Below are 26,047 nucleotides of genomic sequence, written 5' to 3' on the forward strand. Positions count from 1 at the left end.
AAGGCAAAGCCCTTACGGATTTTTTTACTTCATATCGGAAACGTTTAAACGGTTCACGGCACGTTGTAATGCCATTTCTGCACGTTTAAAGTCAACATGTGCTTGTTTATCTTGCAGACGTTGCTCAGCGCGACGCTTCGCTTCATTTGCGCGATGGATATCGATATGGTTTGCTTCTTCAGCAGATGATGATAATACAGTCACTTTATCTGGACGAACTTCGATAAAGCCACCGCTTACTGCTACATAATCAGTGTGTCCACCATTTTTCAGACGAACTGCACTAATTTTTAATGGTGCAACAGTTGGAATGTGACCTGGTAAGATCCCCATTTCCCCACTCTCTGCTTTTACACTTACCATTTCTACTTCTTTTTCGTAAACCGGTCCATCAGGAGTTACAATACTGACTGGAAATGTCTTCATACTTCGTCCCTCCTAAGGCCTTACGCCATCATTTTCTTCGCGTTTTCAATAACTTCTTCAATGCCACCTACTAAGCGGAATGCATCTTCTGGAAGGTCATCATATTTTCCTTCTAGAATTTCTTTGAAACCACTAACTGTATTCTTTACAGGTACGTAAGAACCTTTTTGACCTGTAAACTGCTCAGCTACGTGGAAGTTTTGAGATAAGAAGAATTGAATACGACGAGCACGATGTACAACTAACTTATCTTCTTCAGATAACTCATCCATACCTAAGATAGCGATGATATCTTGAAGTTCTTTATAACGTTGTAAAGTTTGCTGTACTTGACGAGCTACTTCATAATGCTCTTCTCCTACGATTTCTGGAGAAAGTGCACGAGATGTAGATGCTAATGGATCTACGGCTGGGTAAATACCCATTTGCGTTAAACGACGCTCTAAGTTTGTTGTTGCATCTAAGTGAGCGAACGTTGTAGCTGGTGCTGGGTCAGTATAGTCATCGGCTGGTACATATACCGCTTGGATAGACGTGATAGACCCTTTATTTGTAGATGTAATACGCTCTTGTAATTGACCCATTTCTGTTGCAAGTGTCGGTTGGTAACCTACCGCAGATGGCATACGACCAAGAAGGGCAGATACTTCAGAACCCGCTTGCGTGAAACGGAAGATGTTATCGATGAACAGAAGTACGTCTTGTCCTTGCTCATCACGGAAATGCTCAGCCATTGTTAAACCTGTTAATGCAACACGTTGACGTGCTCCAGGTGGCTCGTTCATTTGTCCGAATACCATCGCAGTTTTCTTGATTACGCCAGAATCGCTCATTTCGTGGTATAAGTCATTACCCTCACGAGTACGCTCACCTACACCAGCGAATACAGAGATACCACCATGCTCTTGTGCGATGTTATTGATTAATTCCTGAATTAATACTGTTTTACCTACGCCGGCACCACCGAATAGGCCGATCTTACCACCCTTAATGTAAGGAGCAAGTAAGTCTACTACTTTAATACCAGTTTCAAGAATTTCTACTTTAGTAGATAATTCTTCGAATGCAGGTGCTTGACGGTGAATTGGATCACGGTGTACATCCGCAGGAAGTTCACCATCTAAGTCAATTGCATCACCTAATACGTTGAATACACGTCCAAGTGTTGCATCACCAACTGGTACAGAGATTGCTTTACCAGTATCTTCTACTTCTGTGCCACGAACAAGTCCATCTGTGGAAGACATCGCAACTGTACGAACTGTATCATCACCTAAATGAAGTGCAACTTCAAATGTTAAGTTCATGCTTCCGTTTTCGTTGCTTTGTTTTACCGTAAGGGCATTGTAGATTTCTGGTAGCTTTCCGCCATCAAACTTAACGTCTACAACCGGACCCATGATTTGCGTAACGCGCCCTTTATTCATCGGGTTCCCTCCTAGCTTTCTTTTAATTAGCTACCTCTATCAGAGAAGTTAGCTTTTAATTTTTTATTAGTTTAGCTTACGCGACTCTCCTGAAAGAGCCGCTTCCGCTTTTTATTGAATCTATCTCCAGCGGTTAGAATGTTCGGTGGCTTCGCTTTTTCCTACGAGGCACAAATCGCCTCTACGTCAAAAGCTCCATCCCCCTCTCATTCTGAACGAACCGCTTCCGCTTTTTAATACTATTCTAACGCTGCTGCTCCACCAACGATTTCCGTAATTTCTTGCGTAATCGCTGCCTGACGCGCACGGTTGAATGAAAGTGTAAGTGAATCGATAACTTCCATTGCGTTGTCTGTAGCACTCTTCATTGCTGTCATACGCGCTGCGTGCTCACTTGCTTTACCGTCTAGTAATGCACCGTACACTAAGCTTTCTGCGTATTGTGGCAATAGTACTTTTAAAATTTCTTCTTCAGAAGGTTCGAATTCATAAGCTGTCGTCGGTTTGTCAGACGCCACATCAGTAAGCGGTAAAATTTTATTTTCCGTTACCTCTTGTGAAATTTTACTTACGTAATGGTTGTAGTAAATGTACAGCTCATCATAAGCACCATCTGCGAACATCGCAATTGCTCGAGAAGCAAGGTCTTTAATATCAGTAAATGATGGGTGGTCAGATAATCCAACTACTTCATCAATAATGTTAAAGCCGCGACGTTTTAAATAATCACGTCCTAGTCGTCCAAGCACAATAATAGAATATTGGTTTGAATCCATATTATGACGTTCACGAATTACGTTACTTACTGTACGTAATACGTTACTGTTATAACCACCTGCTAGTCCGCGATCAGACGTAATAACGATGTATCCTGTACGCTTTACAGGACGCGCATTTAGCATTGGATGATTAATCCCTTTGCTTCCTTGCGCAATGCTCGCTACTACTTCTTGAATCTTTTCCATATACGGAACGAAAGATTTAGCATTTTGCTCTGCACGGTTTAACTTAGATGCAGATACCATCTCCATCGCTTTCGTAATTTGACTCGTTTTCTTTGTCGAGTTAATCTTCGCTTTTATATCGCGTAAAGATGCCACAGGTTTTCACCACCTTTTTTCCGGAAGTTGGCACGATTAGTAAGAATCCTCTTCCTAATCTACGTTGCAAGATATTCTTGCTCATGATTGAAGGAAAAGAATAGGTGCACCTACTCTTTTCCTTTACATGACCTTTAGCAATCTCAGAGCCCGAGATGCCTTTTATATATACTATCTAGCTCCAGCGGCTTGAACGAGCCGCTTCCGCTTTTATTATTCAGAAGCTACGAATACTTTTTTAAATCCATTGATTGCTGCTGCAAATTTGTCGTCATCCGCAAGTTTCTTAGTTGTGCGGATTTCTTCTAATAAGTCAGTCGCATTAGAATCTAACCAAGCATGGAATTCTTCTTCAAAACGAGTGATATCTACTACTGGGATATCATCTAGGAATCCACGTGTTAAAGCGTAAAGAATGATAACTTGTTTCTCTACACGTAACGGTTTGTGTAATCCTTGTTTTAATACCTCAACAGTACGAGCACCACGGTTTAATTTCGCTTGAGTTGCTTTATCAAGGTCAGAACCGAACTGAGCGAACGCTTCTAACTCACGGTAAGATGCAAGGTCAAGACGAAGTGTACCTGATACTTTACTCATTGCTTTAATCTGAGCAGATCCACCTACACGAGATACAGAAGTACCCGCATCGATCGCTGGACGTACGCCAGAGAAGAATAGGTCAGATTGTAAGAAGATTTGTCCATCCGTAATAGAAATTACGTTTGTTGGGATGTATGCTGATACGTCCCCTGCTTGTGTTTCGATGAAAGGTAGTGCAGTTAAAGAACCGCCGCCTTTTGCATCACTTAATTTTGCTGCACGCTCTAATAAGCGAGAATGTAAGTAGAATACATCCCCTGGGTAAGCTTCACGACCTGGAGGACGACGTAATAGTAATGACAGCTCACGGTAAGCCGCTGCTTGTTTTGATAAGTCATCATATACTACTAATACGTGTTTACCATTGTACATGAACTCTTCACCCATTGTTACACCAGCATAAGGAGCTAGGTATAATAATGGAGCTGGCTGAGAAGCAGATGCAGTTACAACGATTGTGTATTCTAATGCACCGTGCTTACGTAGTGTTTCTACTACGTTACGTACAGTTGATTCTTTTTGTCCAATTGCTACGTAGATACAAATCATGTCTTCATCTTTTTGGTTAATGATTGTATCAAGTGCAACTGCTGTTTTACCAGTTTGACGGTCACCAATGATTAACTCACGTTGACCACGGCCAATTGGTACAAGAGCATCGATCGCTTTAATACCTGTTTGAAGTGGCTCATGAACAGATTTACGATCCATTACACCTGGTGCTGGACTTTCGATTGGACGAGTGTTTGTTGTATTGATTGGGCCTAAACCATCAACTGGTTGACCTAATGGGTTTACAACACGACCAATTAGTTCTTTTCCTACTGGTACTTGCATGATGCGACCAGTACGACGAACTTCGTCACCTTCACGGATTTCTGTGTAAGGTCCTAAAATGATAATACCTACGTTGTTTTCCTCTAAGTTTTGTGCTAGTCCCATAACGCCGTTAGAGAACTCTACAAGTTCACCAGCCATAACGTTATCAAGACCATGAGCACGCGCGATACCGTCACCAACTTGGATAACTGTACCAACATCACTAACTTCGATTTCAGACTGATAGTTCTCGATTTGTTGCTTTATCAGTGCGCTAATTTCTTCAGCTCTGATGCTCATGTGCTTCACCCCTATCTATTCTTCATTAATTCACGCTGAATACGTGCTAATTTTCCTTGTAAACTTCCGTCATAAATGCGATTTCCAATACGTACTTTAATTCCGCCTAGTAAATCTTCATCTACAACATTTTTCACGCGAATTGCATCTTTTCCCGTTCTCTTTGCAAATGCTTCAGCAATGTTAAGCTTCTCTTCTTCTGATAGAAGACGAGTAGAATATACAGTTGCATCCGCTACGTTACGTTCTTCATTAGCAAGAACAACATATTCATCTGCAATTTCAGGTAAGATATCAATGCGTTTGTTATCAATTAAAATATATAACGTATTTAAAATAGATTCAGAAACAGATCCGAATACGTTTGCAAGAAACGTTTTCTTTTGTTCCTTTGAAATGTTCGGTTGCGTTAAAAAGCTATGTAGTTCTCCGTTCTTTACATAAACGTTTTGTACAAGGCGTAATTCCTCTTCAAACATTTCTAATACGTGTTTTTCTTTTGCAATTTTAAAAAGAGCGACAGCATAACGTTTTGCTACAATCCCATTGCTCATCGCGCTTCTCCTACTTCTTTAATATAATCGCGAATTAACTTCACTTGATCTTCTTCTTTTAATTCTTTTTCAATTACTTTAGAAGCAATTTGAACAGATAAAGAAGCGACTTGTTCTTGTAAAGCAGCAATTGCTTGCTCTTTTTCGCGTTGAATTTCTTGTACAGCAGATGCTTTAATTGCTGCTGCTTCTTCTTTCGCAGCAGCAACAATAACATCCTTTTGATCTACAGCTTGCTTTTTCGCTCTTTCGATTAACTCTTGTGCTTCAACACGCGATTGTTTTAACATCTCACGTTGTTCTTCTACTAATTTCTTCGCTTCAGCATTATTTCTTTCTGCAGCGTCGATTTCATTAGCAACGTGCTCTTCACGTTCTTTCATAATTCCCATTAAAGGACCCCACGCAAATTTGCGTAGCATTACTAATAGAAGTAAGAAAATGAACAATGTATAAGCAATCGTTCCAAATGGAATGGAAGCTCCTAATAATAAAGTTGGCACAAGGATTCACTCCCTTCAAAATATCTAAATTGATCATATGAAAAAAAAAGACATACGTTTCGTTCATAAAGCAATGGCGAAGAAAGTTCGGAAAAACACTCTTCGCCATCTATGTAAGGGGAGTCTCCCTTATTTGTTCATTACGATGAATGCAATAACTACACCGATGATTGGAAGTGCCTCAACTAAAGCAACCCCGATGAACATAATTGTTTGAAGTGCGCCTTTTAATTCTGGTTGACGAGCAACACCTTCGATTGTACGTGATACGATAAGACCGTTACCAATACCTGCACCTAATGCTGATAAACCAATTGCAATTGCAGCTGCGATTACACCTAAACTCATTTAATTTGTCCTCCTTTGTATTATAAAAAAATAAATTTTTTCTTACTTAAATTATATTAATGGTCATGGCTTACTTTATGAGCCATATAAACCATCGTTAACATAACGAAAATAAATGCTTGGATTGATCCAACGAATACACTGAATCCCATCCATGCTAACATTGGTACAAGCGCACCTAATGCCCCAAGGACTGATGCTCCGCCCAACTTAGCAAGTAATCCTAATAAGATCTCACCTGCATAAATGTTACCAAATAAACGAAGACCTAACGTTAATGTGTTAGCAAACTCCTCAATAACCTTTAATGGGAATAAGAATTTCATAGGTTGGAAATAACCTTTTACGTACTCTTTCGTACCCTTCATCTTAATTCCATAATAATGGGTGAGGGTAACTACCATCACGGCTAATGTTAATGTAACTGCTGGATCAGACGTTGGTGATCTCCACCATGCAATATGTTCGCCAGCTTCAGTTGCTGAATACATGAATGGTAAACCAAGGAAGTTCGATACGATGATAAACATGATAAGCGTAACGCCAAGCGTTAAGAAACGTCCACCTGTTTTCCAGTCCATCGTACTATTGATAATCCCTTTCACGAAGTCAAACACCCATTCCATGAAGTTTTGCATCCCGGTTGGGCGCAGAGCTAAGCTGCGAGTTCCGATAACAGCGATTAAGAAAACAATAACTGCTGCTACAGTAACCATCATAACTGATGACAAATCGAACGTTAAACCTAGAAATTCAACTAATTTACCGTGTTCCACTAGTAATTCACCTCTCTTCCCTGCTCTTATACTCTAAATAAAGAAAATCTATGATCATGACAAGGTATCCTGTCAGCAATCCTACACCTAGGCCCCACATCGCGATTAACTCTTGATATTTGGCTGCAAATAAAATTAATAACCCAATCGTGGCGAATCTTGAATATGTACTTACCGCTGTTGCCTTGAACTTCACGTTTTCTCCATTTGTTACGCGATCTAGCAGCTTGTCTGTTCTACGTGCAATGATGCGCAAACTAAGAAAACTGAAAATCGTACCGATAATCAGTCCAAGAAATACATCCTTGTAAGAGGTAAATCCCCATCCTAGCACTAGAAGCGCAAGCAAGTAGTACATATATTTCTTTTGTCTTTGGACAAGTCCATGTACGTCTATCATCATTGCTCTCCCGAATAGTAATGTCGAATGAGTCGAATCATTGCGTATACCCCTGTTCCTAGTCCGAGTAATAACCCTATAATAAGAAACAACGGAAACGTTCCAACCTTATTATCAATCCACTGCCCACCAAAGATTCCAACAAGAATAGAACCGACTAATTGAGCAAGAATACCTGACATTAAAGCATAAGCTTTTATATGGCTGCGATCGTTTTTTTGCAAGGATTCATCCCTCCAATATGTAACCCTCATTCACGATGTGTTAATAATAACTCATTTTTTTGCATAAATCCTATACAAAACAAAAAGTTTACATTTTCGTCACGGAATAGATGTAATTTTGTCACTGAAAGCCCTACCATCTATCCCCGTTGTTAGCATACAATAGGGTATTAACAGTGTCAACGAGAAATCGTAAAAAATCTAAAAATTTGAGTATTAGGCATTTCCTCCCAAAAATGAAAACGTTCCCCTTCTAAATACTGGTTACATATATGCAATTTCTAACAGTTTTCTCTTTATAATAGAAGGAAATGTTCACAAGTTTGTCACTATTATATTTTCGAGATATAACGCTTTTCTTCCATAATATAGTGTTCCTCAGACGTAAGACTTCTATATTATATGTGAGGTGTATGCAACTTATGTTGTATATACGATGTATATTTATCCTCTCCCCCTCCCCTACTTGCTTACAGCAAAAAAGACGAGCTGGGGAATCTCCCCTGCTCGTCAGTTGTCTTACTTCGTTCCGAATAAACGGTCACCAGCATCACCAAGACCTGGTACTACATATCCGTGGTCATTTAATTTCTCATCTAATGCTGCTACATAAATATCAACATCAGGATGTTCTTCTTGTACTACTTTTACCCCTTCTGGAGCTGCAACGATACACATTAATTTAATTTGTTTCGCACCGCGCTTTTTCAGAGAGTTAATTGCTTCAGCCGCAGAACCACCTGTTGCTAGCATCGGATCTAGTACGATAAAGTCACGCTCTTCTACATCCGTTGGAAGTTTCACATAGTATTCTACCGGTTGCAATGTTTTAGGGTCACGGTATAAACCAACGTGTCCTACTTTTGCTGCTGGAATTAATTTCAGAATTCCATCAACCATTCCTAAACCTGCACGTAAAATCGGAATTAAACCAAGTTTTTTACCAGCGATCACTTTTGTTGTCGCTTTGCTTACAGGTGTTTCAATTTCAATGTCCTTAAGTGGAAGGTCGCGAGTAATTTCGAAAGCCATTAAGCTTGCTACTTCGTCCACTAATTCACGAAAATCTTTCGTACCTGTATTCTTATTGCGAATATATGTAATCTTATGTTGAATTAACGGGTGATCAAATACATACAGTTTTCCCATGTGAATCTCTCCTTTAGATGATATTCATGCGTTTGCACGCTTTTTTACACTATTTACGATTGTAAAGAAAACGCTACTAATATTCAAGGGCAAATTTGGCAAAATCATGATTTTACAATGAATCTATCTAGTATCTTTACCAATTATGGGAGCTGTATCCTTCATTATATCGCCAAAATTTATTCATCATTTGTATACATACTTTAAAAATAATATATGTCCAAAAAAAAGACCGCCAAAACAATTAAGTCTCGGCAGTCTTCTTCAATCTATTATAGATTTGGATACATTGGGAATTTGCTAGTTAACGCTTCTACACGCTTACGTGCTTCTTCTAATGCAGCTTCATTTTCATGATTTTTTAATGTATAAGCAATAAGTGACGCAATTTCATCCATTTCTTCTAAACCAAAACCACGAGATGTTACAGCTGCTGTACCGATACGTACACCACTTGTTACAAATGGGCTTGCTGTTTCAAATGGAATTGTATTTTTGTTCACTGTAATACCAACTTCATCTAATACGTGCTCTGCTACTTTACCTGTGATTTCTAAGTTACGAACATCAATCAAGATTAAGTGATTGTCTGTTCCGCCAGAAACAAGTGTAAGTCCTTCTTTTTGAAGACCTTCAGCTAAGCGGTTCGCATTGTTAATGATATTTTGTGCATATGTTTTGAAATCATCTTGAAGTGCTTCACCAAATGCAACAGCTTTTGCAGCGATTACGTGCATAAGTGGACCACCTTGAATACCAGGGAAGATTGATTTATCAATTTGTTTTGCAAATTGCTCTTCACATAAAATCATACCACCACGCGGACCACGTAACGTTTTATGTGTTGTCGTTGTAACGAAATGTGCATGTGGTACTGGATTTGGATGTAAACCAGCAGCTACTAAACCTGCGATATGTGCCATATCAACCATTAAATAAGCGCCCACTTCATCTGCAATCTCACGGAATCGCTTGAAATCGATAACACGAGGGTATGCACTTGCACCTGCAACGATTAATTTTGGTTTATGTTCTTTCGCTTTTGCTAATACATCATCGTAATTAATACGGTGAGAGTCAGCATCCACGCCATATTCTACGAAATTATATTGTACTCCACTGAAGTTAACAGGGCTTCCGTGTGTTAAGTGACCACCATGAGATAAGTTCATACCAAGTACTGTATCGCCTTGCTCTAAAATCGTGAAGTATACTGCCATGTTCGCTTGTGCACCAGAGTGTGGTTGAACATTTACGTGCTCTGCGCCGAAAATTTCTTTCACGCGATCACGTGCGATATCTTCTACTACGTCTACGTGTTCACAGCCACCATAGTAACGTTTTCCAGGATATCCTTCAGCATACTTATTCGTTAAAACAGAACCTTGTGCCTCCATTACTGCTTCACTTACGAAGTTTTCCGAAGCAATTAACTCAATCTTTGAACGCTGTCTTCCTAGTTCTGCCTCAATTGCAGCAAATACCTTTTCATCTTGACGTTTTAAATGATCCACCAAAATCCCCCTTTTCTGAACGAATTACATCGATTCCCAACAGTTTTTTCTTATTTATTCAGAAAAAACGAAAATTCAGGTTGTAATTCTTTCGAACCTTCATGTTTTCAACTACATTCTAACATGACTTTCTATATCATAAAAGAAAAAAAAGACCGAAAATCGGTCTTTTCTTTCTTCTATTATAAAGTCAGACAACATACCTTTTATCTTATGATAAACAGGTACTATATGACTTCCTAATTTCTCATATTTAACGGCAAGTGGTAGTCTCTTCCACTGCCGCATAGACAGCACGTGCTCCACCAATTAGTTTTCCACGTGTTTTGGCCATCGTTACATGCGCACTTCCAATTTCCTTCACACTTGTACGAACCGGAACAGCTACATGCTTTAAATGCATACCGATAAATGTATCACCAATATCCATTCCTGCATCAGCTTTAATAAACTCAACTACTACCGGATCTTTCAAATTGTGATACGCGTATGTCCCCAATGCACCACCTGCTGATCTAACAGGCGTAACTGTTACAATTTCAAATTGATATTTTATCGCTACTTCTCTCTCAACTACTAAAGCACGGTTTAAATGCTCACAACATTGAAACGCTAATTCAATACCTGTTTGCTCTTGAAATTGTTTTAACTCAGAGAAAATCGCCTCTGCTACTTCCATCGTTCCTGATGTTCCAATTCTTTCGCCTAGCACTTCGCTCGTGCTACAACCCACTACAAAAATTTGACCGCTTTGTAATGAAGCTTGTTCTTGGAAATCAGAAAGCGACATTTGTAGCTGTTCTCTTACCTTTACGATTTCTGTCATTACGCCTCTTCCTTTCACAGGTTGGTTCACCAAATTATATTTCACACTACTGATAGTTAGAATCTATTACTTTGTTTCGTATGTTTTAATTTTTCCTACGCGGTTTTCGTGACGACCACCTTCATAATCAGTTGTTAACCAGATTTTCGCGATATCACGCGCTAGACCAGCACCAATTACACGCTCGCCCATTGCTAGCATGTTAGTGTCATTATGCTCTCTCGTCGCTTTCGCGCTGAAAGTATCATGAACTAACGCACAACGGATACCATTTACTTTGTTTGCTGCGATTGACATACCAATGCCTGTCCCACAAACTAAAATACCACGATCTACTTCACCATTCGCTACCATTTCAGCTGCTGGAAACGCAAAGTCAGGGTAATCAACAGAACCAGCTTCACATTCACAACCTAAATCAATATATTCAATATTTAACTCTTCTAATAAACTTACAAGTTCTTTGCGGATATTCATACCGCCGTGATCAGATGCTATTACTACTTTCATTTTTACCCCTCCAAAGTTTCAATCAATTATCTTCATTTCACACTCGCTACCTCATATAGGAAGAAGTGATCTCCAATATCGTATTATACACGAAACATCAACCTACTGAATGTTTTTTCAGTAAAGTTTGTACAAGTTTTTCCATCTCATCTAACGTTTCTTTATAAATAGAAAGCGAGCCTCCAAATGGATCTGAAATGTCCTTGCCTATACCTTCAGTTAATCCATATAACGTATTTAATTTCTTTTCAACGCTCGGATAATGCCCAAGTACAATTTGCTTATGGTTTTCTGTCATCGTTACGACAATATCAGCCCAATCAAGCAAAGTTTCATTTACTTGCTGCGCCGCATGATCAATTGAAATTCCTTTTTCATCTAAAGCTTCCTTCGCATGTACCGATGCATCGCTCCCAGGATAGGCGAAAACACCAGCAGATTGCACTTCAAACTTATCTCCTCCGTGATGACGAAGCAACGCCTCAGCCATTGGACTACGACATGTATTGCCAGTACAAACAAATAACACTCGTTTCATTCAAACCCACCCCTATATTCAATTTCTTATCATTCATCATAACTTACATTAGAATAGAACAAAAGAAATGTGAATATACAAAAGGCGCATTTCTCTTATATTTTTTCTAAGAAAAATGCGCCTTATCCACATATATGTGAAACCCTATTTCCAAGTGCCTAGAGTATTTTAACATACATACTGAACACGCAACAAAAATAAGGAATCCATTTCATACGAAACGGATTCCTCTTATATTGCAATTATTTCATTGTAACTTTCATTACTTCTGTTGAACCTTTTGTAGCTGCTACGCCTACAGTTGTCTTAATAGACTCAGCTGCATCTGTGTTTGTAATAACAATTGGAGTAATTGTGCTTTTCGCTTTTTCACGGATTAATTCTAAGTCGAATGAGATTAATTTATCTCCAGCTTTTACAGCTTGGCCTTCAGAAACGTGAGCTTCGAAACCTTCACCTTCCATTTTTACAGTTTCTAATCCAACGTGGATTAAAATTTCTGTACCGTTTTTCGCTTTAATTCCGATAGCATGTTTTGTGTGGAATAATTGTACGATTTCACCATCAACTGGAGATACAACTACACCTTCAGTAGGATCAATTGCAACACCGTCACCCATCATACGACCAGCAAATACTGGATCTGGTACTTCTTCAATATTTTTCACTGCTCCAGTTAATGGAGCTACGATTGTTTCTTCATTTGTTTTTGAACCAAGACCGAATAATTTTTTAAACATAGGATAGTCCTCCTTATAATTTACCTAAAAGTTTATAGGGCAATCCCTAGTAAAACTCGGGATACATGTAAGACTTCATACTTCGAATATTATACTGTAAAAACGCTTTCGAAATAAATTATGTCATTACTAATAGACTCTTATTGTAGCGCTTCACAAAATTCCAGTCAATTCTGATTGTCTGAATAACAATTAGAAGTTAACTTCTATTTATATTTTCTCTTTTTTTGCCCAACTTGTCTAGAGGTCTTTACTACATTTTATTTTTTGTTGTTAATTTGTAAAATTTAATTCAAACTTTTTTCAAAATCCACTTGACTATAGTAAGTAACTATTTTATTATTACTTACGTAAGGTAAGTTAATAACTTTTAGGAGGTTTTTTAAAATGATGGATTTCGGTCTACTTATTATTCGTCTTATTATAGGAATTACATTCATGGGTCATGGCGCTCAAAAATTATTTGGTTGGTTCGGCGGTTACGGTTTAAAAGGAACAGGTGGCTGGATGGAGTCAATCGGTTTACGTCCTGGTGTATTTATGGCATTTATGGCTGGCGCAACTGAATTACTAGGTGGTTTCTTATTCGCATCAGGTATTTTCATTGTAGTTGGTTCATTATTTATCGTTGGAACAATGTTAATGGCTATCTTCACTGTTCACGGAAAAAATGGTTACTGGGTAACACAAAACGGATATGAATATAACTTAATGTTAATCGCTGTCGCTGTTGGTGTAGCTTTAATCGGACCTGGCGCATACGTTTTACTTTAATTTTTATCTCAAATTTGAGATTCTTGAAAAAGAACTTACTTCATTACAATTGAAGTAAGTTCTTTTTATGAAACAAAATATTATTTCCAGCAGGATTTTCTCATCGTTATCTTGTAAACAAACAATAAGTATTCATATTTAGAAAGGGGATTACAAGCATGTTATCCATTAATCCAAATGAACAAACTGAAAAAGATAATTACAAATTACTTACCGGAAGTATCATCCCTCGTCCTGTCGCATTCGTTACTTCTGTAACAAAAGAAGGTGTACTAAACGGAGCACCATATAGTTATTTCAATATTGTCGCTGCTAATCCACCACTTATCTCAGTATCTGTACAACGAAAAGCAGGAGAAAGAAAGGACACTTCCCGAAACGCAATTGAAAAAGGAGAATTTGTCGTACATATTTCTGACGAATCATATGTAGCAGCAATTAACGAAACAGCAGCTAACCTCCCGCCAAATGAAAGTGAAATTGAACTAGCAAAACTAACACCAATCGAAAGTGAAGTCATCTCTGTTCCAGGTGTAAAAGAAGCAAATATTCGAATGGAATGCGTATTAGAACGTGCAATTCCACTTGGCGGAACGGAAGACTCACCAGCTTGTGATCTACTAATTGGACGCGTCGTTCGTTTCCACGTTGCCGAACATCTATATGAAAAAGGGCGCATTCACGCCGAAGGACTCAAACCAATAAGCCGCCTAGCAGGACACAACTATGCAAAATTAGGAGAACAATTTGAATTAGTTAGGCCAGTTTAAAAGTGGAAGTGGCCCGTTTAGCTCTGACCAGCTAAGGTTCTCTCGCACAAAAGGTGCTTTTTACCTTTCGTGCGGGAGGTTCTTAGATGCGAAGAGCTGGCCACTGGAACTGGATAATATCTAAAAGCGGAGGCAGCTAGATTCCTCCCATCACTCAAATATAAAATCCCCTGCTTTTTAGCAGGGGATTTTATCATTGTAATTCTTCCTTCTTTTCCTCTAAAGTAGGCATTTTCTCTTTTTTCGGCTTCCCTAGCTTAATTACGAAGAAGTATAGGGAAAGCAATGTAATAAGAAAAACAATTAAAAACGGGTACGGAGAGTAAAAGGCACGCGCCGCCTCAGTCTTTCCCGCAACAAATTTCAATGACTCAATATCTAAAAACTCAGCAAACATTTGTACACCGAGCATACTAAACCAAAAAACAAAAAAACTAATAATAATACCAAAAACTTGCTTCAATCTCGTCATTCATCTCATCCTTTCTATATCTGTAATTTTTAGCGTAATAAATATAGTACAAACAAAATATTCACAGAAAGGAACTATCTCACCATTCACGAATTAACTTAATCCAACCTAACATCGAAATTTGCAAAATAATACCCCAAATTATAAGTCTTCTTAGCCATCGAGGAAAGAAGGTTAAAAACTTAACATACCATTCCAATAGCTTGTTCATAATTCCCTCCTACATAAAATTATATAGGAAAAAGGATATATAATCCAAACCCAACCAAAATGATACCACCTACTATCTCACCGTATGTACCGAGCATATCTTTCGCATGTCTCCCAATTAATAAACCAATCCACGCTAATAACATGCTAACAAATCCAAAAAGTAAAATCGTAATAATTGTCTGTGCCCCATAAATACCAAGACTAAGCCCTACTGAGAAACTATCTATACTGACGCCAAATGCAAATACGAATAAACTAATTCCAATAGGGGCAGTTCTAGTCTCTTCATTTTGTAAAATGGTCGAATATACGATATAAAACCCTAGTCCGATTAATAAAATAGCACCCGCAAAATGTGCGATATCTCCATATTTCTCTGATAAAAAACGACCTAGTACCATTCCTATAAACGGCATAATAATATGAAATATCCCTATCGTCATACCAATATACAGGATTTGTCTTAACTTTAGGGGCATCATCCCCATACCAAGACTCACCGAGAACGCATCCATCCCTAAGGCGAATGCCATAATTATTAAAGGTATTAGCTGTTCAAACGTCATTCATGCCCCTCCTTGGACGTGCTACTTCACAATATGCTTATCCAAGGAGAAATATTCTGTTTGCTAATCTTACCTTATCATTCAATAATAATATGATGTCCTGCCGCTTTCGTTAAACGATTCATAATTGCATTCCCTATTCCTTCATTAGGGAATGACTCACTAAAAATAACATCCACTTCACTTGCATCAAATGTTCTAAGTACATCATATAATTTAGTCGCAACGCTAGCTAAGTCACTTCTAACACCACAAGATAATATAACATCTGCACTATATACATGCTGATACTCTTCTGTCGTTAATACGCCTACTTTAAATCCTTCTTTCTTTTTCTCATCCACAAGATGCTGAATAAACTCACGTGAGCCCTCGACAATACTAAGTGGTGCTTTCGGCGCATAATGTGTGTATTTCATTCCAGGCGATTTCGGTTTTTCCTTCTCATCCTTTAAAGCTGGATCTAAAGAAACAGTACCTATCACCGCTTCTAATTGTTCTTTCGTAATCCCACCTGGACGTAATATTGTTGGAACCGTGCTTGTACAATCAATTACAGTTGATTCAACGCCTACTCCAGTTGCACCACCATCAACAATACCTGCAATCTTCCCATTCAAATCTTCATATACGTGAGAAGCTAATGTTGGACTTGGACGCCCTGAACGATTCGCACTTGGTGCCGCAACAGGTACATTCGCCTCTTCAATAAGAGCAAGTGCAATTGGATGATCAGGCATTCTTACTCCAACCGTATTAAGTCCTGCCGTCACCTTCTCTGAAATTCCTTCTTTTCTCGGCAAAATAATTGTTAATGGTCCTGGCCAAAAATGTGCCATTAACTTCTCTGCAACTGGTGGAATTTCTTTCACAATCCCATCTAACTGAGATTTTGTACCTATGTGGACAATGAGTGGATTATCACTCGGTCTTCCTTTCGCTTCGAAAATTTTCGCGATTGCTTCATCATCCATCGCGTTTGCCCCTAACCCATATACTGTTTCCGTAGGGAAAGCAACCGCCTCATTTTCTCTTAATAATTTTGCTGCTTCTTGTAACTGTGGATAATATTTTTTTCTTTCCACAACATTATCCACAACCCACATATTTGTATGCATTTTTTTCCACGTCCTTTTCTAGCCTTAAATACTTGTCTATTTTTAGTTTACTATGAGATTTATCCAAAAGACAAACAAGGTTTATCCACAAAATGTGGATAAACCTAATTAATCCGTGGATAACTTTGTGAATAGCTGACAATTTAGTATTATTGCATTCTGCTCTTTTATATTTTTACAAAAATGTTCTAGCTGTTGAATTCCCTCTGGAACCTCATCCTTTTCTATAGTAAAAAAGTCAAAGAACTGAAAGATCGGTACAGATTGTGGATGATTTGTTAGTAAGTACAATTGTTGAACACTTTTTTCTTTCATATACTGCAAAAACATTTCAAAAAAATATAAGAAAGTCTGTTTATCCACATGAGGTGTGAATAAACAAGAACGAATAAGTACATCTTCCCCACTTTGTTCATAACCAATTACAGCTCGTATTTCTTCCGCCTCTTCCAAAATCATAAATTGTGCGTACAACTCATTTATTTTATCATCTTTTTTATTAGCTTGTCCGAAAAAAGAATGTAATCTTTCCACATCTGCTTTCGTAGCAAAATACACTTTCTTCATAATAAATCCCTCCTCATTTTTATATATGAGGAGGGATTTATTAATAGTACTATTTAGAGAATAAAGATGTAAAAGCTTCTACAATAAACAATTTAACTTCTGGCTTTTCTTCTTCCTCTTCTACTTTTACATACTCATTTTGCTGTTCTTGTTTTTTCTCCACAGGTTTCTCCACTTTTTCCACATTTTTTGTTTCTTCTTTACTTACAGGCTGCTCTTCGACTTTTGTTTCATTTTTTACTACTTTCTTTTCAGAAGATGTTACTTTTTTTACTACTTCCTGTTTTACAACTTTCGTTTCTTTTACCTTATCCACTTTCTTCTCTTCTGTATTTACTACTTCCTTATCTAGTTGTTTCACCTGCTCCTCTTCAGGAGATTCCGCCTTCACAACGTGCTCTTCTTTTCTTACAGCTGTCCCACTCGAAAAATCTAAGAAACACATTGGTGGAAATAATACACACCACCAGTTCGCCCCTTCACCTTCTCCAATTGTAATCAATACCGCTTCATATTCTCCTGCCGGATAAATAAAATTCCCATATACCTTTGTAGGAAACTTTACATTCTTACTAAATTTCACTTGAAATGATTCTTTACTTCCTTCTCTTTTTAACGTATTTTCCACCGTTTTCTCGATTTCTGGAATATGACTTTGAATTACTTTGCGCGCCTCTTCAAATGAAGTTAAATCCGCTACCCATCCATCAATTTGTGCTTTTACTTCATCACGCACTTTACGCTTTAATGCCTGGTCTTTATCTGAATCACTATTTGCTAAAATTCGTAATCGAACGGCCTCTTTCGGAATAACTGAAGGCCCTTTCGCATCAGCTTTCATATATCCAAACTGCACAAGTAACTGTGCACCAATTAATAGTATAAGAAGATAAGCAATAACTTGTTTTTTCATTTCCTCCACCGTCCCTTCTACAAACAGTGTGGACAGACTTTCATCTTTCTAAACTATTAAATTCAAAATCTATATGAATTTTTCCACAAAAAAATAGAGTAAGGTGTGAACCTTACTCCATCTCTGCAAATACCATACGATCTTTTCCGTTAATATCGAAAACAACCTCAACATGAGCATGTGGAAAAGCTTGTTGTAACAATCTTTTTACATCCTCACCTTGTCCTACTCCAATTTCAAACGCCACAATCGCTTTCTTCTGCAACACATTCGGCAATTCTTCCATAAAACGGCGATAGAAATCTAATCCGTCTTCACCACCAACAAGTGCTCTCTTCGGCTCATGCTCTTTCACAACAGGAGAAAGACCACGCCAATCCTCTTCCGGTATATATGGAGGATTTGAAACAACAACATCTAGCTTTTGACCCGTTTTATGAAATGGTGACAATAAATCACCGTGATAGAACGTTACTTCTGCACCTAAAGCTTTTGCATTTTCTTTTGCAACTTCAATCGACTCTTGTGCAATATCTACTGTATACACATGAAGATTTTTATTTTCTAAAGCAAGCGTAATAGAAATCGCTCCACTACCTGTACCTATATCTGCTACATGTAGTTTCTCATCACCAAAATGGCGCTCGATTCTTTCTAATACTCCCACTATAAGCTCTTCTGTTTCCGGCCTTGGTATTAATACTTCTTCATTCACAAAGAAAGACCGTCCATAAAACATTTCATAACCAATCATATATTGAATAGGAATACCTTCTACATGCTTATGGATAAACTCCGTAAAGCTTTTCTCTTGTTCCTCAGTTATTTCTTCACGCATATTCATAAGTAATCCTGTTCTGTTCACCTTTAATACATGACAAAGGACAATTTCTCCCGCATTTTCATCTCGTCCATTTTCCTGTAAAAAAGAAGAAGCCCATTTCAGGGCTTCATAGACACGCATTACTCAGCTGCCTCCATCTTTTGAGCCTGATCTTCCATCACTAAGGCATTGATGAAATCATCTAACTTACCTTGTAAGATTTGATCTAGCTTTTGAATCGTTAAACCGATTCGATGGTCTGTAACACGGTTTTGCGGGAAGTTATACGTACGAATACGCTCTGAACGATCTCCCGTACCAACAGCTTGTTTACGGTTTTGATCATACTCAGCTTGCGCTTCTTGTCTAAACTTATCATAAACACGTGCGCGTAATACTTTCATCGCTTTTTCTTTATTCTTGATCTGTGATTTCTCATCCTGACAAGATACAACTACACCAGTCGGTAAGTGCGTTAAACGCACCGCTGACATCGTTGTATTAACGCTCTGTCCACCAGGTCCACTAGAAGCGAATGTATCAACACGAACATCTTTCTCATGAATATCAATTTCTACTTCTTCTGCCTCTGGTAATACAGCTACAGTTGCTGTAGATGTATGAATACGTCCACCAGATTCCGTTTCAGGAACACGTTGTACACGGTGAGCGCCATTCTCGAATTTCAGCTTCGCGAAAGCTCCTTTACCATTAATCATAAAGATAATCTCTTTATATCCACCTAACTCTGTATAGCTAGCCTCAATAATCTCCGTTTTCCAGCCCTGTACCTCAGCGTAACGGCTATACATACGGTATAAGTCACCAGCAAATAAAGCTGCCTCGTCTCCACCAGCAGCTCCACGAACCTCAACGATAACGTTCTTATCATCATTAGGGTCTTTTGGAACAAGTAAAATTTTCAGACGCTCTGATAATGTTTTATCTTGTGATTCTAACTCAGAAACTTCTTCTTTTACCATTTCACGCATTTCTGCGTCTAACTTATCTTCTAACATTGCTTTCGCATCTTTTAATTGCTCACGAACATCCTTATACTCACGATACACCTCTACCGTTTCCTGTATATCAGACTGTTCCTTTGAATATTCACGAAGCTTATTTGAATCACTAATAATCGCTGGATCACTTAATAATTCATTTAACTTCTCATAACGATTTTCTACAGCTTGCAAACGATCTAACACATCATTCACCTCTACATCCTAGTATCTAATACAAATAGTATATGGTACTTACTCAAAAAAACGCAAATTATATTTAAAAGCGTAAGCGGCTCACACCGCTCATTCTCTCTATTTTGAAAAAACCCGCCTTGCGCAGCGAGTTTTACTTATCTTTGTTTGCAGGTACTGCATGACAATGACGACAACGTGGTTCATACGATTCTGAAGCTCCAACTAAAATAATTGGATCATCAAATGCCGCTGGTTCTCCATCAATTAATCGTTGTGTACGACTTGCTGGAGATCCACATACAGAACATACTGCTTGTAGTTTTGTCACATGTTCAGCAATCGCCATCAGCTGAGGAACTTGTCCAAATGGTAGACCACGGAAATCTTGGTCTAAACCAGCTACAATGACACGATAGCCACGATTTGCCAATACTTGCACCACTTCCACAATGTCCTCATCAAAAAATTGCACCTCATCGATTGCAATAACATCCAGCTCTTCTGTAATATGTTCAAATATATCCTTTGAAGCTGAAACAGGAACTGCTTTTACCTTTAATCCGTTATGTGATACAACATCTTCTTCACTATATCGATTATCAATACATGGTTTAAATACAATTGCATGTTGTTTTGCAAATTGCGTACGGCGCACACGGCGGATTAGCTCTTCTGACTTGCCAGAAAACATACTACCGCAAATCACTTCAATCCAGCCATTTTGATTTATTAAGTACATGAAGCTCTCCTTTCATCTACTTTTCAGTTAAAAGTAGGGTAAAGGTATAATATTTTCGCAAAAAAAACAGACAAGCGAATACATACACTTGCCTGTTTTATGTTTTTATTACTTAAGACCGTATTTCTTATTGAAGCGGTCAACGCGTCCATCTGCAGTAGCAAACTTCTGACGTCCAGTGTAGAATGGGTGAGAATCAGAACTGATCTCAACTTTTAGTAATGGATAAGTGTTACCATCTTCCCACTCAACAGTTTCGTTAGATCCTTTAGTAGATCCGCTTAAGAATTTGAAGCCTGTGTTTGTGTCCATGAATACAACTTTCTTGTAATCTGGGTGAATTCCTGCTTTCATTCTTTTCATCTCCTTCCGCCCTGAATCATTTTCGAAACAGAGTTTTTCATCTTCAGTTGCATACACAACTATATTGATGAAACACATATGATGAAATTATAACAAGGCTAACTTCATTTTGCAACTACCTGTTTTTGTCTTTTTGATTTTAAAAGCAGAAGCGGCTCGTTCAGAATGGGAGGGGGATGGAGCTTCTGACGTAGAGGTGCTTTTTACCTTGTAGGAAGACGCGAAGCCACCGACCATTCTAGCCGCTGGAGCTGGATATTATCTTAAAAGTGGAGGTGGCTCGCTCAGCTCTGACCAGTTAAGGCTCTTTCGCCCTAAAGGTGCTTTTTACCTTTCGGGCGGAAGGTTCTTAGATGCGAAGAGCTAGCCACCAGAACTGGATATTACTTAAGAATCCAGGACACTTCGAACTCTCGATCTTGAAGCGCTTTTTGCTTCATGCGAGAGAGCGAAATGACCAGAGATTTTAGCCGCTGGAGGGAGCTCATCCAGCTCTGACTAGCTCAGGTTCTTTCACTTATTTCTCTCTTTAATATCACCTAAACAGCATAAAAAACTCGCTTACTATAAAATAAGCGAGTCTTGATTTTTTCCCTTTACTTAGTTGTTACATACCTTTTCGAGTCTGCAACAATGTTTTGTAAAAACTCTTCATTTGTTTTCGTTTGACGAAGCTTACGTAAGAAACTTTCAACAAAGTCTGGTGTATCACGCATTGTCTTACGAATGCCCCATAACTTGTCTAAATGTTCTTTTGGAATTAATAGATCTTCTTTACGTGTACCAGAACGACGAATATCAATCGCTGGGAAGATACGACGTTCAGCTAATGAACGATCTAAGTGAAGTTCCATATTTCCAGTTCCTTTAAATTCCTCGTAAATAACATCGTCCATACGTGATCCTGTATCAACAAGGGCTGTTGCTAAAATTGTTAAGCTACCGCCTTCTTCAATATTACGTGCAGCTCCAAAGAAACGCTTCGGTCTATGGAAGGCAGCTGGATCGATACCACCTGATAATGTTCTACCACTTGGTGGAATAACGAGGTTGTAAGCTCGAGCTAAACGGGTAATACTATCCATTAAAATGATAACATCTTTCTTGTGCTCTACAAGACGCATCGCACGTTCTAACACAAGCTCAGCTACTTTAATATGATTTTCTGGTACTTCATCAAAAGTAGAACTTACAACATCTCCTTTAACAGAACGTTCAATGTCTGTTACTTCCTCTGGACGCTCATCAATTAAAAGTACAATTAGTTCTGCTTCCGGATGATTTGTTGTAACACTGTGCGCGATTTCTTTTAATAGACTTGTTTTACCAGCCTTTGGAGGCGCAACAATTAAACCACGTTGTCCAAATCCAACTGGTGCGATTAAATCCATGATGCGTGTCGGTAACTTTTTCGGTTCCGTTTCCAATTTCATTTGGCGATCTGGGTATAATGGTGTTAATGCAGGGAAATGCACACGCTCTTTTGCTGAATCTGGATCATCTCCGTTTACAGCTTCAACTTGTAATAACCCAAAATAGCGTTCATTTTCTTTCGGAGGTCGTACTTTACCAGAAACTTTATCTCCATTACGTAAATCGAAACGACGAATTTGCGAAGCTGAGATATAAATATCTTCTGAGCTTGGAGAATAGTTGATAGGACGTAGGAATCCAAATCCTTCTGATTGAATAATTTCTAATACGCCTTCCATGAAAAAGAAACCTTCTTTTTCTGCTCGAGCTTTCAAAATAGAAAAAATCAGCTCTTTTTTCGTTAACTTGCTATAATACGAAATCTTAAATTCTTTCGCAAGCTCGTATAACTCTTTTAATTTCATGTTTTCTAATGCTGCAATTGACAAATTCATTCAGACACCACACTTTAACGTTATTCTCTTTTTTCATGGGTAAAGGGAAAAAATACGGAAGGCAAATAATTAATAATGAAAGGCAATAAGTTCAAGTAGGGTAATATTCACTATTGTAACCCTTTTATCTAGTTTTAATCAATACGTTGGAACACAAATACAAGAAGCGAAGACAAGAAAATTTGTCTTCGCTTCTTATTTAATTTAGTTCTAGCTCCGATAGTTAGAAAGATCGACCATTTTAACCTTTCTGAAGGAGCTGCTTACGCTTTTTACTTAATAACCAAGTTCGGTTTTTTATTTAAGCTATGACGACCATCTACGAAGCGAACTGTGCCTGATTTCGCGCGCATAACAAGGGATTGCGTTGTTCCTACGCTACCTTTAAATTGAACACCGCGTAATAGTTCTCCATCTGTTACGCCTGTTGCTGCAAAGATTGCATCGTCACCTTTTACTAAGTCCTCCATACGAAGGATACGATTAATGTCTTCTATGCCCATTTTTTTACAACGTGCTAATTCAGCTTCGTTTTGTGGCAATAATTTTCCGTGAATTTCTCCACCTAAACATTTTAAAGCAACTGCTGCTAATACACCTTCAGGTGCTCCACCAGATCCAAATAAAATATCTACACCTGTACGATCAAACGCTGTATTAATCGCTCCAGCTACATCTCCATCATTAATCAATTTAATGCGCGCACCAGCTTTACGAATTTCTTCGATAATTTCTTGATGACGTGGACGATTTAAAACTGTCGCTACAACATCTTCAATATCTTTATTTTTCGCTTTCGCAACTGCACGTAAGTTATCAATAATAGGCGCATCAATGTCGACCGCCCCAACTGCTTCTGGGCCAACCGCGATTTTATCCATGTACATGTCAGGGGCATGTAACAAATTACCGTGGTCTGCAATTGCAATGACAGCAAGAGCATTCCAGCCACCAGCTGCTACGATGTTTGTCCCTTCTAAAGGATCAACCGCAACGTCTACACGTGGTCCATATCCTGTACCTAATTTCTCTCCGATATATAGCATTGGTGCTTCATCCATCTCACCTTCACCAATTACAACTGTACCTTTCATCGGAATTGTATCAAATACATCACGCATAGCTGATGTTGCTGCACCGTCTGCCTCATCCTTTTTCCCGCGCCCCATCCAACGCGCTGATGATAAAGCTGCAGCCTCTGTTACACGTACTAACTCCATAGATAAACTTCTTTCCACGATAATCCCTCTCCTTTAAGCCTTTATATTTCTGCCGTATTTTGTGAACCGTATTTTTCTATAAAGTGTACTTCCGCAAGTAGTGATGCTTCGCTTCCCCCTTGCGGAAGTATCACTTATGCGTTCTTCATTTCTTCAATTTCTTGCTTTGTCATTTGTTCTCGCCAAATGTTTGCACCAAGCCCTTTAAGCTTGTCCACTATATTCTCATAACCTCGATCAATATGCTCAAGTCCTGTTACTTCTGTAATTCCATCTGCCATTAACCCTGCAATAACAAGTGCCGCTCCTGCTCGTAAATCACTCGCCTTCACTTTTGCACCTTGCAGTAACACAGGACCAGTTACAATTGCCGAACGACCCTCTACTTTAATTTGAGCATTCATACGACGTAATTCATCAATGTGTTTGAAACGGGCACCGTAAATTGTATCTGTTACAACTCCTGTCCCGTGTGCCTTTGTTAAAAGCGTCGTAAACGGCTGTTGTAAATCCGTTGGAAAACCTGGATATACAAGCGTTTTGATATCAACTACTTTTAACTTTCTATTACCGTTCACCGTAATTTGATCATCGTTCGTTTCAACTTGAACACCAGCTTCTCTTAGCTTTGCAGTAACTGATTCTAAATGCTGAGGAATAACGTTATCAACCGTTACTTCTCCTCCTGATGCAGCTCCTAGAATCATATACGTACCAGCTTCAATACGATCTGGGATGATAGTATGGTGACAACCATGTAAAGAGTCAACACCATCTATTCGGATTACGTCAGTACCAGCACCTTTAATACGTGCTCCCATGCTTGTTAACAATGTAGCTACATCAATGATCTCAGGCTCTTTCGCTGCATTTTCAATAACAGTTCTACCTTTCGCTCGTACAGCTGCTAGCATAATATTAATCGTAGCTCCTACACTAACAACATCTAAATAAATACGTGCCCCGCGTAGCTCATCTGCTCTTAAATAGATGGCACCTTGTTCATTCGTAACATGTGCACCTAGCGCTTCAAACCCTTTAATATGCTGATCAATCGGCCTCGGTCCTAAATGACATCCACCCGGAAGCCCAATAACAGCTTTTTTAAAACGGCCAAGCATTGCACCCATTAAATAATAAGAAGCGCGCAATTTTTTCACTTTTCCATTTGGCAAAGGCATTGCAACCATGTTAGAAGGATCGACTACCATCTCTTCCTCCTGTCCATAAGTTACTTTCCCTCCAATTTCCTCTAGTAAGTCTCCTAACATTTTCACGTCCGAAATATTAGGGACACCACCAATAGTTACTGGAGTATCTGCTAAAATTGTCGCTGGAATTAATGCAACGGCACTGTTCTTTGCACCACTTACTCGAATTGTTCCATTTAAAGCTCTTCCGCCTTCAATTAGCAATTTTTCCATATTGAGCTCCCTTCTTGTGAATGTATTTACTTTCTATCTTTTTATAGAAAGCTCCCCTTAAGAATCTCAATTACTCTTTCCATCCCAAAACTCAATAAATAGGAAACCATTATCTTCATTTCTCCTGTAGCACGAATAGATAAAGATCAACTATTCATCGAATTTACTTTATCAATTTAGATACGTTATCACATTTATTAATAGGACTATGCACATTATTTTCTATTTAAAAACCAAAAATGATAAAATCTTTAGACTTGT

Annotated in this window: 32 protein-coding genes; 2 read left to right on the forward strand and 30 right to left on the reverse strand. The window is 38.5% G+C overall.

From position 1 onward, the window contains the following. Positions 1 to 24: 24 nt before the first annotated feature. The 17 genes from atpC to ACUN13_RS24005 form a co-directional block, all read right to left on the reverse strand. A complete protein-coding gene (gene atpC, locus ACUN13_RS23925) occupies positions 25 to 426 on the reverse strand; it encodes a F0F1 ATP synthase subunit epsilon (protein ID WP_000847211.1) in 402 nt (133 codons plus the stop codon). A 20-nt stretch (positions 427 to 446) separates the two neighbouring features. Next, positions 447 to 1,853: a F0F1 ATP synthase subunit beta gene (atpD, locus tag ACUN13_RS23930; protein ID WP_001032595.1), complete on the reverse strand. Its 1,407-nt coding sequence runs from the start codon at positions 1,851 to 1,853 to the stop codon at positions 447 to 449. 239 nt (positions 1,854 to 2,092) lie between these two features. After that, on the reverse strand, positions 2,093 to 2,953 hold the full coding sequence (gene atpG / locus ACUN13_RS23935; RefSeq protein ID WP_000157696.1) for a F0F1 ATP synthase subunit gamma: 861 nt from the start codon (positions 2,951 to 2,953) through the stop codon (positions 2,093 to 2,095). A gap of 213 nt (positions 2,954 to 3,166) precedes the next feature. Beyond that, the gene (gene atpA / locus ACUN13_RS23940) at positions 3,167 to 4,675 is read right to left on the reverse strand and encodes a F0F1 ATP synthase subunit alpha (protein WP_000027518.1); all 1,509 of its coding nucleotides are present in this window, start codon (positions 4,673 to 4,675) and stop codon (positions 3,167 to 3,169) included. A gap of 11 nt (positions 4,676 to 4,686) precedes the next feature. Then, the gene (gene atpH, locus ACUN13_RS23945) at positions 4,687 to 5,229 is read right to left on the reverse strand and encodes a F0F1 ATP synthase subunit delta (protein ID WP_000064683.1); all 543 of its coding nucleotides are present in this window, start codon (positions 5,227 to 5,229) and stop codon (positions 4,687 to 4,689) included. After that, positions 5,226 to 5,732 carry a F0F1 ATP synthase subunit B gene (gene atpF, locus ACUN13_RS23950; RefSeq protein WP_445423993.1) on the reverse strand — a complete coding sequence of 169 codons (507 nt, stop codon included), beginning with the start codon at positions 5,730 to 5,732 and terminating at the stop codon, positions 5,226 to 5,228. Before atpF ends, atpH begins: the two co-directional genes overlap by 4 nt. A gap of 129 nt (positions 5,733 to 5,861) precedes the next feature. Next, complete coding sequence (atpE, locus tag ACUN13_RS23955) at positions 5,862 to 6,080, reverse strand: F0F1 ATP synthase subunit C (RefSeq protein WP_000052064.1); 219 nt, start codon at positions 6,078 to 6,080, stop codon at positions 5,862 to 5,864. 56 nt (positions 6,081 to 6,136) lie between these two features. Then, positions 6,137 to 6,856 (reverse strand): F0F1 ATP synthase subunit A, encoded by a 720-nt coding sequence (gene atpB / locus ACUN13_RS23960; protein WP_000399871.1) that lies wholly within the window; start codon positions 6,854 to 6,856, stop codon positions 6,137 to 6,139. A 7-nt stretch (positions 6,857 to 6,863) separates the two neighbouring features. Then, the gene (locus ACUN13_RS23965) at positions 6,864 to 7,256 is read right to left on the reverse strand and encodes an ATP synthase subunit I (protein ID WP_000567600.1); all 393 of its coding nucleotides are present in this window, start codon (positions 7,254 to 7,256) and stop codon (positions 6,864 to 6,866) included. Next, positions 7,256 to 7,480, reverse strand: coding sequence for an AtpZ/AtpI family protein (locus ACUN13_RS23970; RefSeq protein WP_001171223.1), 225 nt, complete (start codon positions 7,478 to 7,480; stop codon positions 7,256 to 7,258). The genes ACUN13_RS23965 and ACUN13_RS23970 overlap by 1 nt, the downstream gene beginning before the upstream one ends. 26 nt (positions 7,481 to 7,506) lie before the next feature. Then, positions 7,507 to 7,620, reverse strand: a complete 114-nt coding sequence (locus tag ACUN13_RS23975; RefSeq protein WP_000232962.1) for a DUF4024 domain-containing protein — start codon at positions 7,618 to 7,620, stop codon at positions 7,507 to 7,509. A 379-nt stretch (positions 7,621 to 7,999) separates the two neighbouring features. Further along, positions 8,000 to 8,629, reverse strand: a complete 630-nt coding sequence (gene upp / locus ACUN13_RS23980; protein ID WP_445423994.1) for a uracil phosphoribosyltransferase — start codon at positions 8,627 to 8,629, stop codon at positions 8,000 to 8,002. A 272-nt stretch (positions 8,630 to 8,901) separates the two neighbouring features. After that, the gene (glyA, locus tag ACUN13_RS23985; RefSeq protein WP_000349805.1) at positions 8,902 to 10,143 is read right to left on the reverse strand and encodes a serine hydroxymethyltransferase; all 1,242 of its coding nucleotides are present in this window, start codon (positions 10,141 to 10,143) and stop codon (positions 8,902 to 8,904) included. 253 nt (positions 10,144 to 10,396) lie between these two features. Next, positions 10,397 to 10,969, reverse strand: a complete 573-nt coding sequence (locus ACUN13_RS23990; protein ID WP_000136379.1) for a TIGR01440 family protein — start codon at positions 10,967 to 10,969, stop codon at positions 10,397 to 10,399. A gap of 66 nt (positions 10,970 to 11,035) precedes the next feature. Next, the gene (rpiB, locus tag ACUN13_RS23995) at positions 11,036 to 11,479 is read right to left on the reverse strand and encodes a ribose 5-phosphate isomerase B (protein WP_000869542.1); all 444 of its coding nucleotides are present in this window, start codon (positions 11,477 to 11,479) and stop codon (positions 11,036 to 11,038) included. A 97-nt stretch (positions 11,480 to 11,576) separates the two neighbouring features. Continuing rightward, complete coding sequence (locus ACUN13_RS24000) at positions 11,577 to 12,017, reverse strand: low molecular weight protein arginine phosphatase (RefSeq protein WP_025688631.1); 441 nt, start codon at positions 12,015 to 12,017, stop codon at positions 11,577 to 11,579. 242 nt (positions 12,018 to 12,259) lie between these two features. Next, complete coding sequence (locus ACUN13_RS24005; RefSeq protein WP_000473665.1) at positions 12,260 to 12,757, reverse strand: PTS sugar transporter subunit IIA; 498 nt, start codon at positions 12,755 to 12,757, stop codon at positions 12,260 to 12,262. 387 nt (positions 12,758 to 13,144) lie between these two features. Between ACUN13_RS24005 and ACUN13_RS24010 the strand changes: the two genes are divergently transcribed. Continuing rightward, positions 13,145 to 13,531 (forward strand): DoxX family protein, encoded by a 387-nt coding sequence (locus tag ACUN13_RS24010; RefSeq protein WP_000968616.1) that lies wholly within the window; start codon positions 13,145 to 13,147, stop codon positions 13,529 to 13,531. 158 nt (positions 13,532 to 13,689) lie between these two features. Beyond that, complete coding sequence (locus ACUN13_RS24015; RefSeq protein ID WP_000949055.1) at positions 13,690 to 14,301, forward strand: flavin reductase family protein; 612 nt, start codon at positions 13,690 to 13,692, stop codon at positions 14,299 to 14,301. Positions 14,302 to 14,494: 193 nt separating this feature from the next. Here ACUN13_RS24015 and ACUN13_RS24020 read toward each other — a convergent pair whose 3' ends face one another. The 13 genes from ACUN13_RS24020 to murA form a co-directional block, all read right to left on the reverse strand. Beyond that, a complete protein-coding gene (locus ACUN13_RS24020; RefSeq protein ID WP_000197472.1) occupies positions 14,495 to 14,773 on the reverse strand; it encodes a DUF3935 domain-containing protein in 279 nt (92 codons plus the stop codon). Between the two features lie 79 nt (positions 14,774 to 14,852). Then, complete coding sequence (locus ACUN13_RS24025) at positions 14,853 to 14,984, reverse strand: hypothetical protein (RefSeq protein WP_001037634.1); 132 nt, start codon at positions 14,982 to 14,984, stop codon at positions 14,853 to 14,855. A gap of 19 nt (positions 14,985 to 15,003) precedes the next feature. Then, positions 15,004 to 15,552: a manganese efflux pump MntP gene (locus ACUN13_RS24030; RefSeq protein ID WP_000142475.1), complete on the reverse strand. Its 549-nt coding sequence runs from the start codon at positions 15,550 to 15,552 to the stop codon at positions 15,004 to 15,006. Positions 15,553 to 15,629: 77 nt separating this feature from the next. Beyond that, positions 15,630 to 16,670 (reverse strand): L-threonylcarbamoyladenylate synthase, encoded by a 1,041-nt coding sequence (locus tag ACUN13_RS24035; protein WP_000557353.1) that lies wholly within the window; start codon positions 16,668 to 16,670, stop codon positions 15,630 to 15,632. Positions 16,671 to 16,778: 108 nt separating this feature from the next. Continuing rightward, positions 16,779 to 17,237: a mechanosensitive ion channel protein gene (locus tag ACUN13_RS24040; RefSeq protein WP_000758437.1), complete on the reverse strand. Its 459-nt coding sequence runs from the start codon at positions 17,235 to 17,237 to the stop codon at positions 16,779 to 16,781. 49 nt (positions 17,238 to 17,286) lie between these two features. Continuing rightward, a complete protein-coding gene (gene spoIIR / locus ACUN13_RS24045; RefSeq protein ID WP_025688628.1) occupies positions 17,287 to 18,150 on the reverse strand; it encodes a stage II sporulation protein R in 864 nt (287 codons plus the stop codon). A 112-nt stretch (positions 18,151 to 18,262) separates the two neighbouring features. Beyond that, positions 18,263 to 19,114 (reverse strand): peptide chain release factor N(5)-glutamine methyltransferase, encoded by an 852-nt coding sequence (prmC, locus tag ACUN13_RS24050; protein ID WP_001267065.1) that lies wholly within the window; start codon positions 19,112 to 19,114, stop codon positions 18,263 to 18,265. Further along, positions 19,114 to 20,181, reverse strand: coding sequence for a peptide chain release factor 1 (gene prfA, locus ACUN13_RS24055; RefSeq protein WP_000887064.1), 1,068 nt, complete (start codon positions 20,179 to 20,181; stop codon positions 19,114 to 19,116). Before prfA ends, prmC begins: the two co-directional genes overlap by 1 nt. Before the next feature lie 142 nt (positions 20,182 to 20,323). Continuing rightward, positions 20,324 to 20,911 carry a thymidine kinase gene (locus ACUN13_RS24060; RefSeq protein ID WP_025688625.1) on the reverse strand — a complete coding sequence of 196 codons (588 nt, stop codon included), beginning with the start codon at positions 20,909 to 20,911 and terminating at the stop codon, positions 20,324 to 20,326. 108 nt (positions 20,912 to 21,019) lie between these two features. Then, positions 21,020 to 21,265, reverse strand: coding sequence for a type B 50S ribosomal protein L31 (locus ACUN13_RS24065; protein ID WP_000643433.1), 246 nt, complete (start codon positions 21,263 to 21,265; stop codon positions 21,020 to 21,022). A 605-nt stretch (positions 21,266 to 21,870) separates the two neighbouring features. After that, positions 21,871 to 23,142, reverse strand: coding sequence for a transcription termination factor Rho (gene rho, locus ACUN13_RS24070; protein WP_001053903.1), 1,272 nt, complete (start codon positions 23,140 to 23,142; stop codon positions 21,871 to 21,873). 272 nt (positions 23,143 to 23,414) lie between these two features. Then, positions 23,415 to 24,380, reverse strand: coding sequence for a class II fructose-bisphosphatase (gene glpX / locus ACUN13_RS24075; protein ID WP_000442340.1), 966 nt, complete (start codon positions 24,378 to 24,380; stop codon positions 23,415 to 23,417). Positions 24,381 to 24,496: 116 nt separating this feature from the next. Beyond that, the gene (gene murA / locus ACUN13_RS24080; protein WP_000413254.1) at positions 24,497 to 25,786 is read right to left on the reverse strand and encodes a UDP-N-acetylglucosamine 1-carboxyvinyltransferase; all 1,290 of its coding nucleotides are present in this window, start codon (positions 25,784 to 25,786) and stop codon (positions 24,497 to 24,499) included. Positions 25,787 to 26,047 lie beyond the last annotated feature (261 nt).

The sequence above is a fragment of the Bacillus cereus group sp. Bce041 genome (assembly GCF_052646455.1).

Excerpts from the sequence above, each read along its gene's own strand:
- atpC (WP_000847211.1), bottom strand. The coding sequence starts at position 426 with ATGAAGACATTTCCAGTCAGTATTGTAACTCCTGATGGACCGGTTTAC.
- atpD (WP_001032595.1), bottom strand. The coding sequence starts at position 1,853 with ATGAATAAAGGGCGCGTTACGCAAATCATGGGTCCGGTTGTAGACGTT.
- atpA (WP_000027518.1), bottom strand. The coding sequence starts at position 4,675 with ATGAGCATCAGAGCTGAAGAAATTAGCGCACTGATAAAGCAACAAATC.
- atpH (WP_000064683.1), bottom strand. The coding sequence starts at position 5,229 with ATGAGCAATGGGATTGTAGCAAAACGTTATGCTGTCGCTCTTTTTAAA.
- atpE (WP_000052064.1), bottom strand. The coding sequence starts at position 6,080 with ATGAGTTTAGGTGTAATCGCAGCTGCAATTGCAATTGGTTTATCAGCA.
- ACUN13_RS23965 (WP_000567600.1), bottom strand. The coding sequence starts at position 7,256 with ATGATAGACGTACATGGACTTGTCCAAAGACAAAAGAAATATATGTAC.
- ACUN13_RS23975 (WP_000232962.1), bottom strand. The coding sequence starts at position 7,620 with ATGGTAGGGCTTTCAGTGACAAAATTACATCTATTCCGTGACGAAAAT.
- upp (WP_445423994.1), bottom strand. The coding sequence starts at position 8,629 with ATGGGAAAACTGTATGTATTTGATCACCCGTTAATTCAACATAAGATT.
- ACUN13_RS23990 (WP_000136379.1), bottom strand. The coding sequence starts at position 10,969 with ATGACAGAAATCGTAAAGGTAAGAGAACAGCTACAAATGTCGCTTTCT.
- rpiB (WP_000869542.1), bottom strand. The coding sequence starts at position 11,479 with ATGAAAGTAGTAATAGCATCTGATCACGGCGGTATGAATATCCGCAAA.
- ACUN13_RS24000 (WP_025688631.1), bottom strand. The coding sequence starts at position 12,017 with ATGAAACGAGTGTTATTTGTTTGTACTGGCAATACATGTCGTAGTCCA.
- ACUN13_RS24005 (WP_000473665.1), bottom strand. The coding sequence starts at position 12,757 with ATGTTTAAAAAATTATTCGGTCTTGGTTCAAAAACAAATGAAGAAACA.
- ACUN13_RS24010 (WP_000968616.1), top strand. The coding sequence starts at position 13,145 with ATGATGGATTTCGGTCTACTTATTATTCGTCTTATTATAGGAATTACA.
- ACUN13_RS24015 (WP_000949055.1), top strand. The coding sequence starts at position 13,690 with ATGTTATCCATTAATCCAAATGAACAAACTGAAAAAGATAATTACAAA.
- ACUN13_RS24020 (WP_000197472.1), bottom strand. The coding sequence starts at position 14,773 with ATGACGAGATTGAAGCAAGTTTTTGGTATTATTATTAGTTTTTTTGTT.
- ACUN13_RS24025 (WP_001037634.1), bottom strand. The coding sequence starts at position 14,984 with ATGAACAAGCTATTGGAATGGTATGTTAAGTTTTTAACCTTCTTTCCT.
- ACUN13_RS24030 (WP_000142475.1), bottom strand. The coding sequence starts at position 15,552 with ATGACGTTTGAACAGCTAATACCTTTAATAATTATGGCATTCGCCTTA.
- ACUN13_RS24035 (WP_000557353.1), bottom strand. The coding sequence starts at position 16,670 with ATGCATACAAATATGTGGGTTGTGGATAATGTTGTGGAAAGAAAAAAA.
- ACUN13_RS24040 (WP_000758437.1), bottom strand. The coding sequence starts at position 17,237 with ATGAAGAAAGTGTATTTTGCTACGAAAGCAGATGTGGAAAGATTACAT.
- spoIIR (WP_025688628.1), bottom strand. The coding sequence starts at position 18,150 with ATGAAAAAACAAGTTATTGCTTATCTTCTTATACTATTAATTGGTGCA.
- prmC (WP_001267065.1), bottom strand. The coding sequence starts at position 19,114 with ATGCGTGTCTATGAAGCCCTGAAATGGGCTTCTTCTTTTTTACAGGAA.
- ACUN13_RS24060 (WP_025688625.1), bottom strand. The coding sequence starts at position 20,911 with ATGTACTTAATAAATCAAAATGGCTGGATTGAAGTGATTTGCGGTAGT.
- ACUN13_RS24065 (WP_000643433.1), bottom strand. The coding sequence starts at position 21,265 with ATGAAAGCAGGAATTCACCCAGATTACAAGAAAGTTGTATTCATGGAC.
- rho (WP_001053903.1), bottom strand. The coding sequence starts at position 23,142 with ATGAATTTGTCAATTGCAGCATTAGAAAACATGAAATTAAAAGAGTTA.
- murA (WP_000413254.1), bottom strand. The coding sequence starts at position 25,786 with ATGGAAAAATTGCTAATTGAAGGCGGAAGAGCTTTAAATGGAACAATT.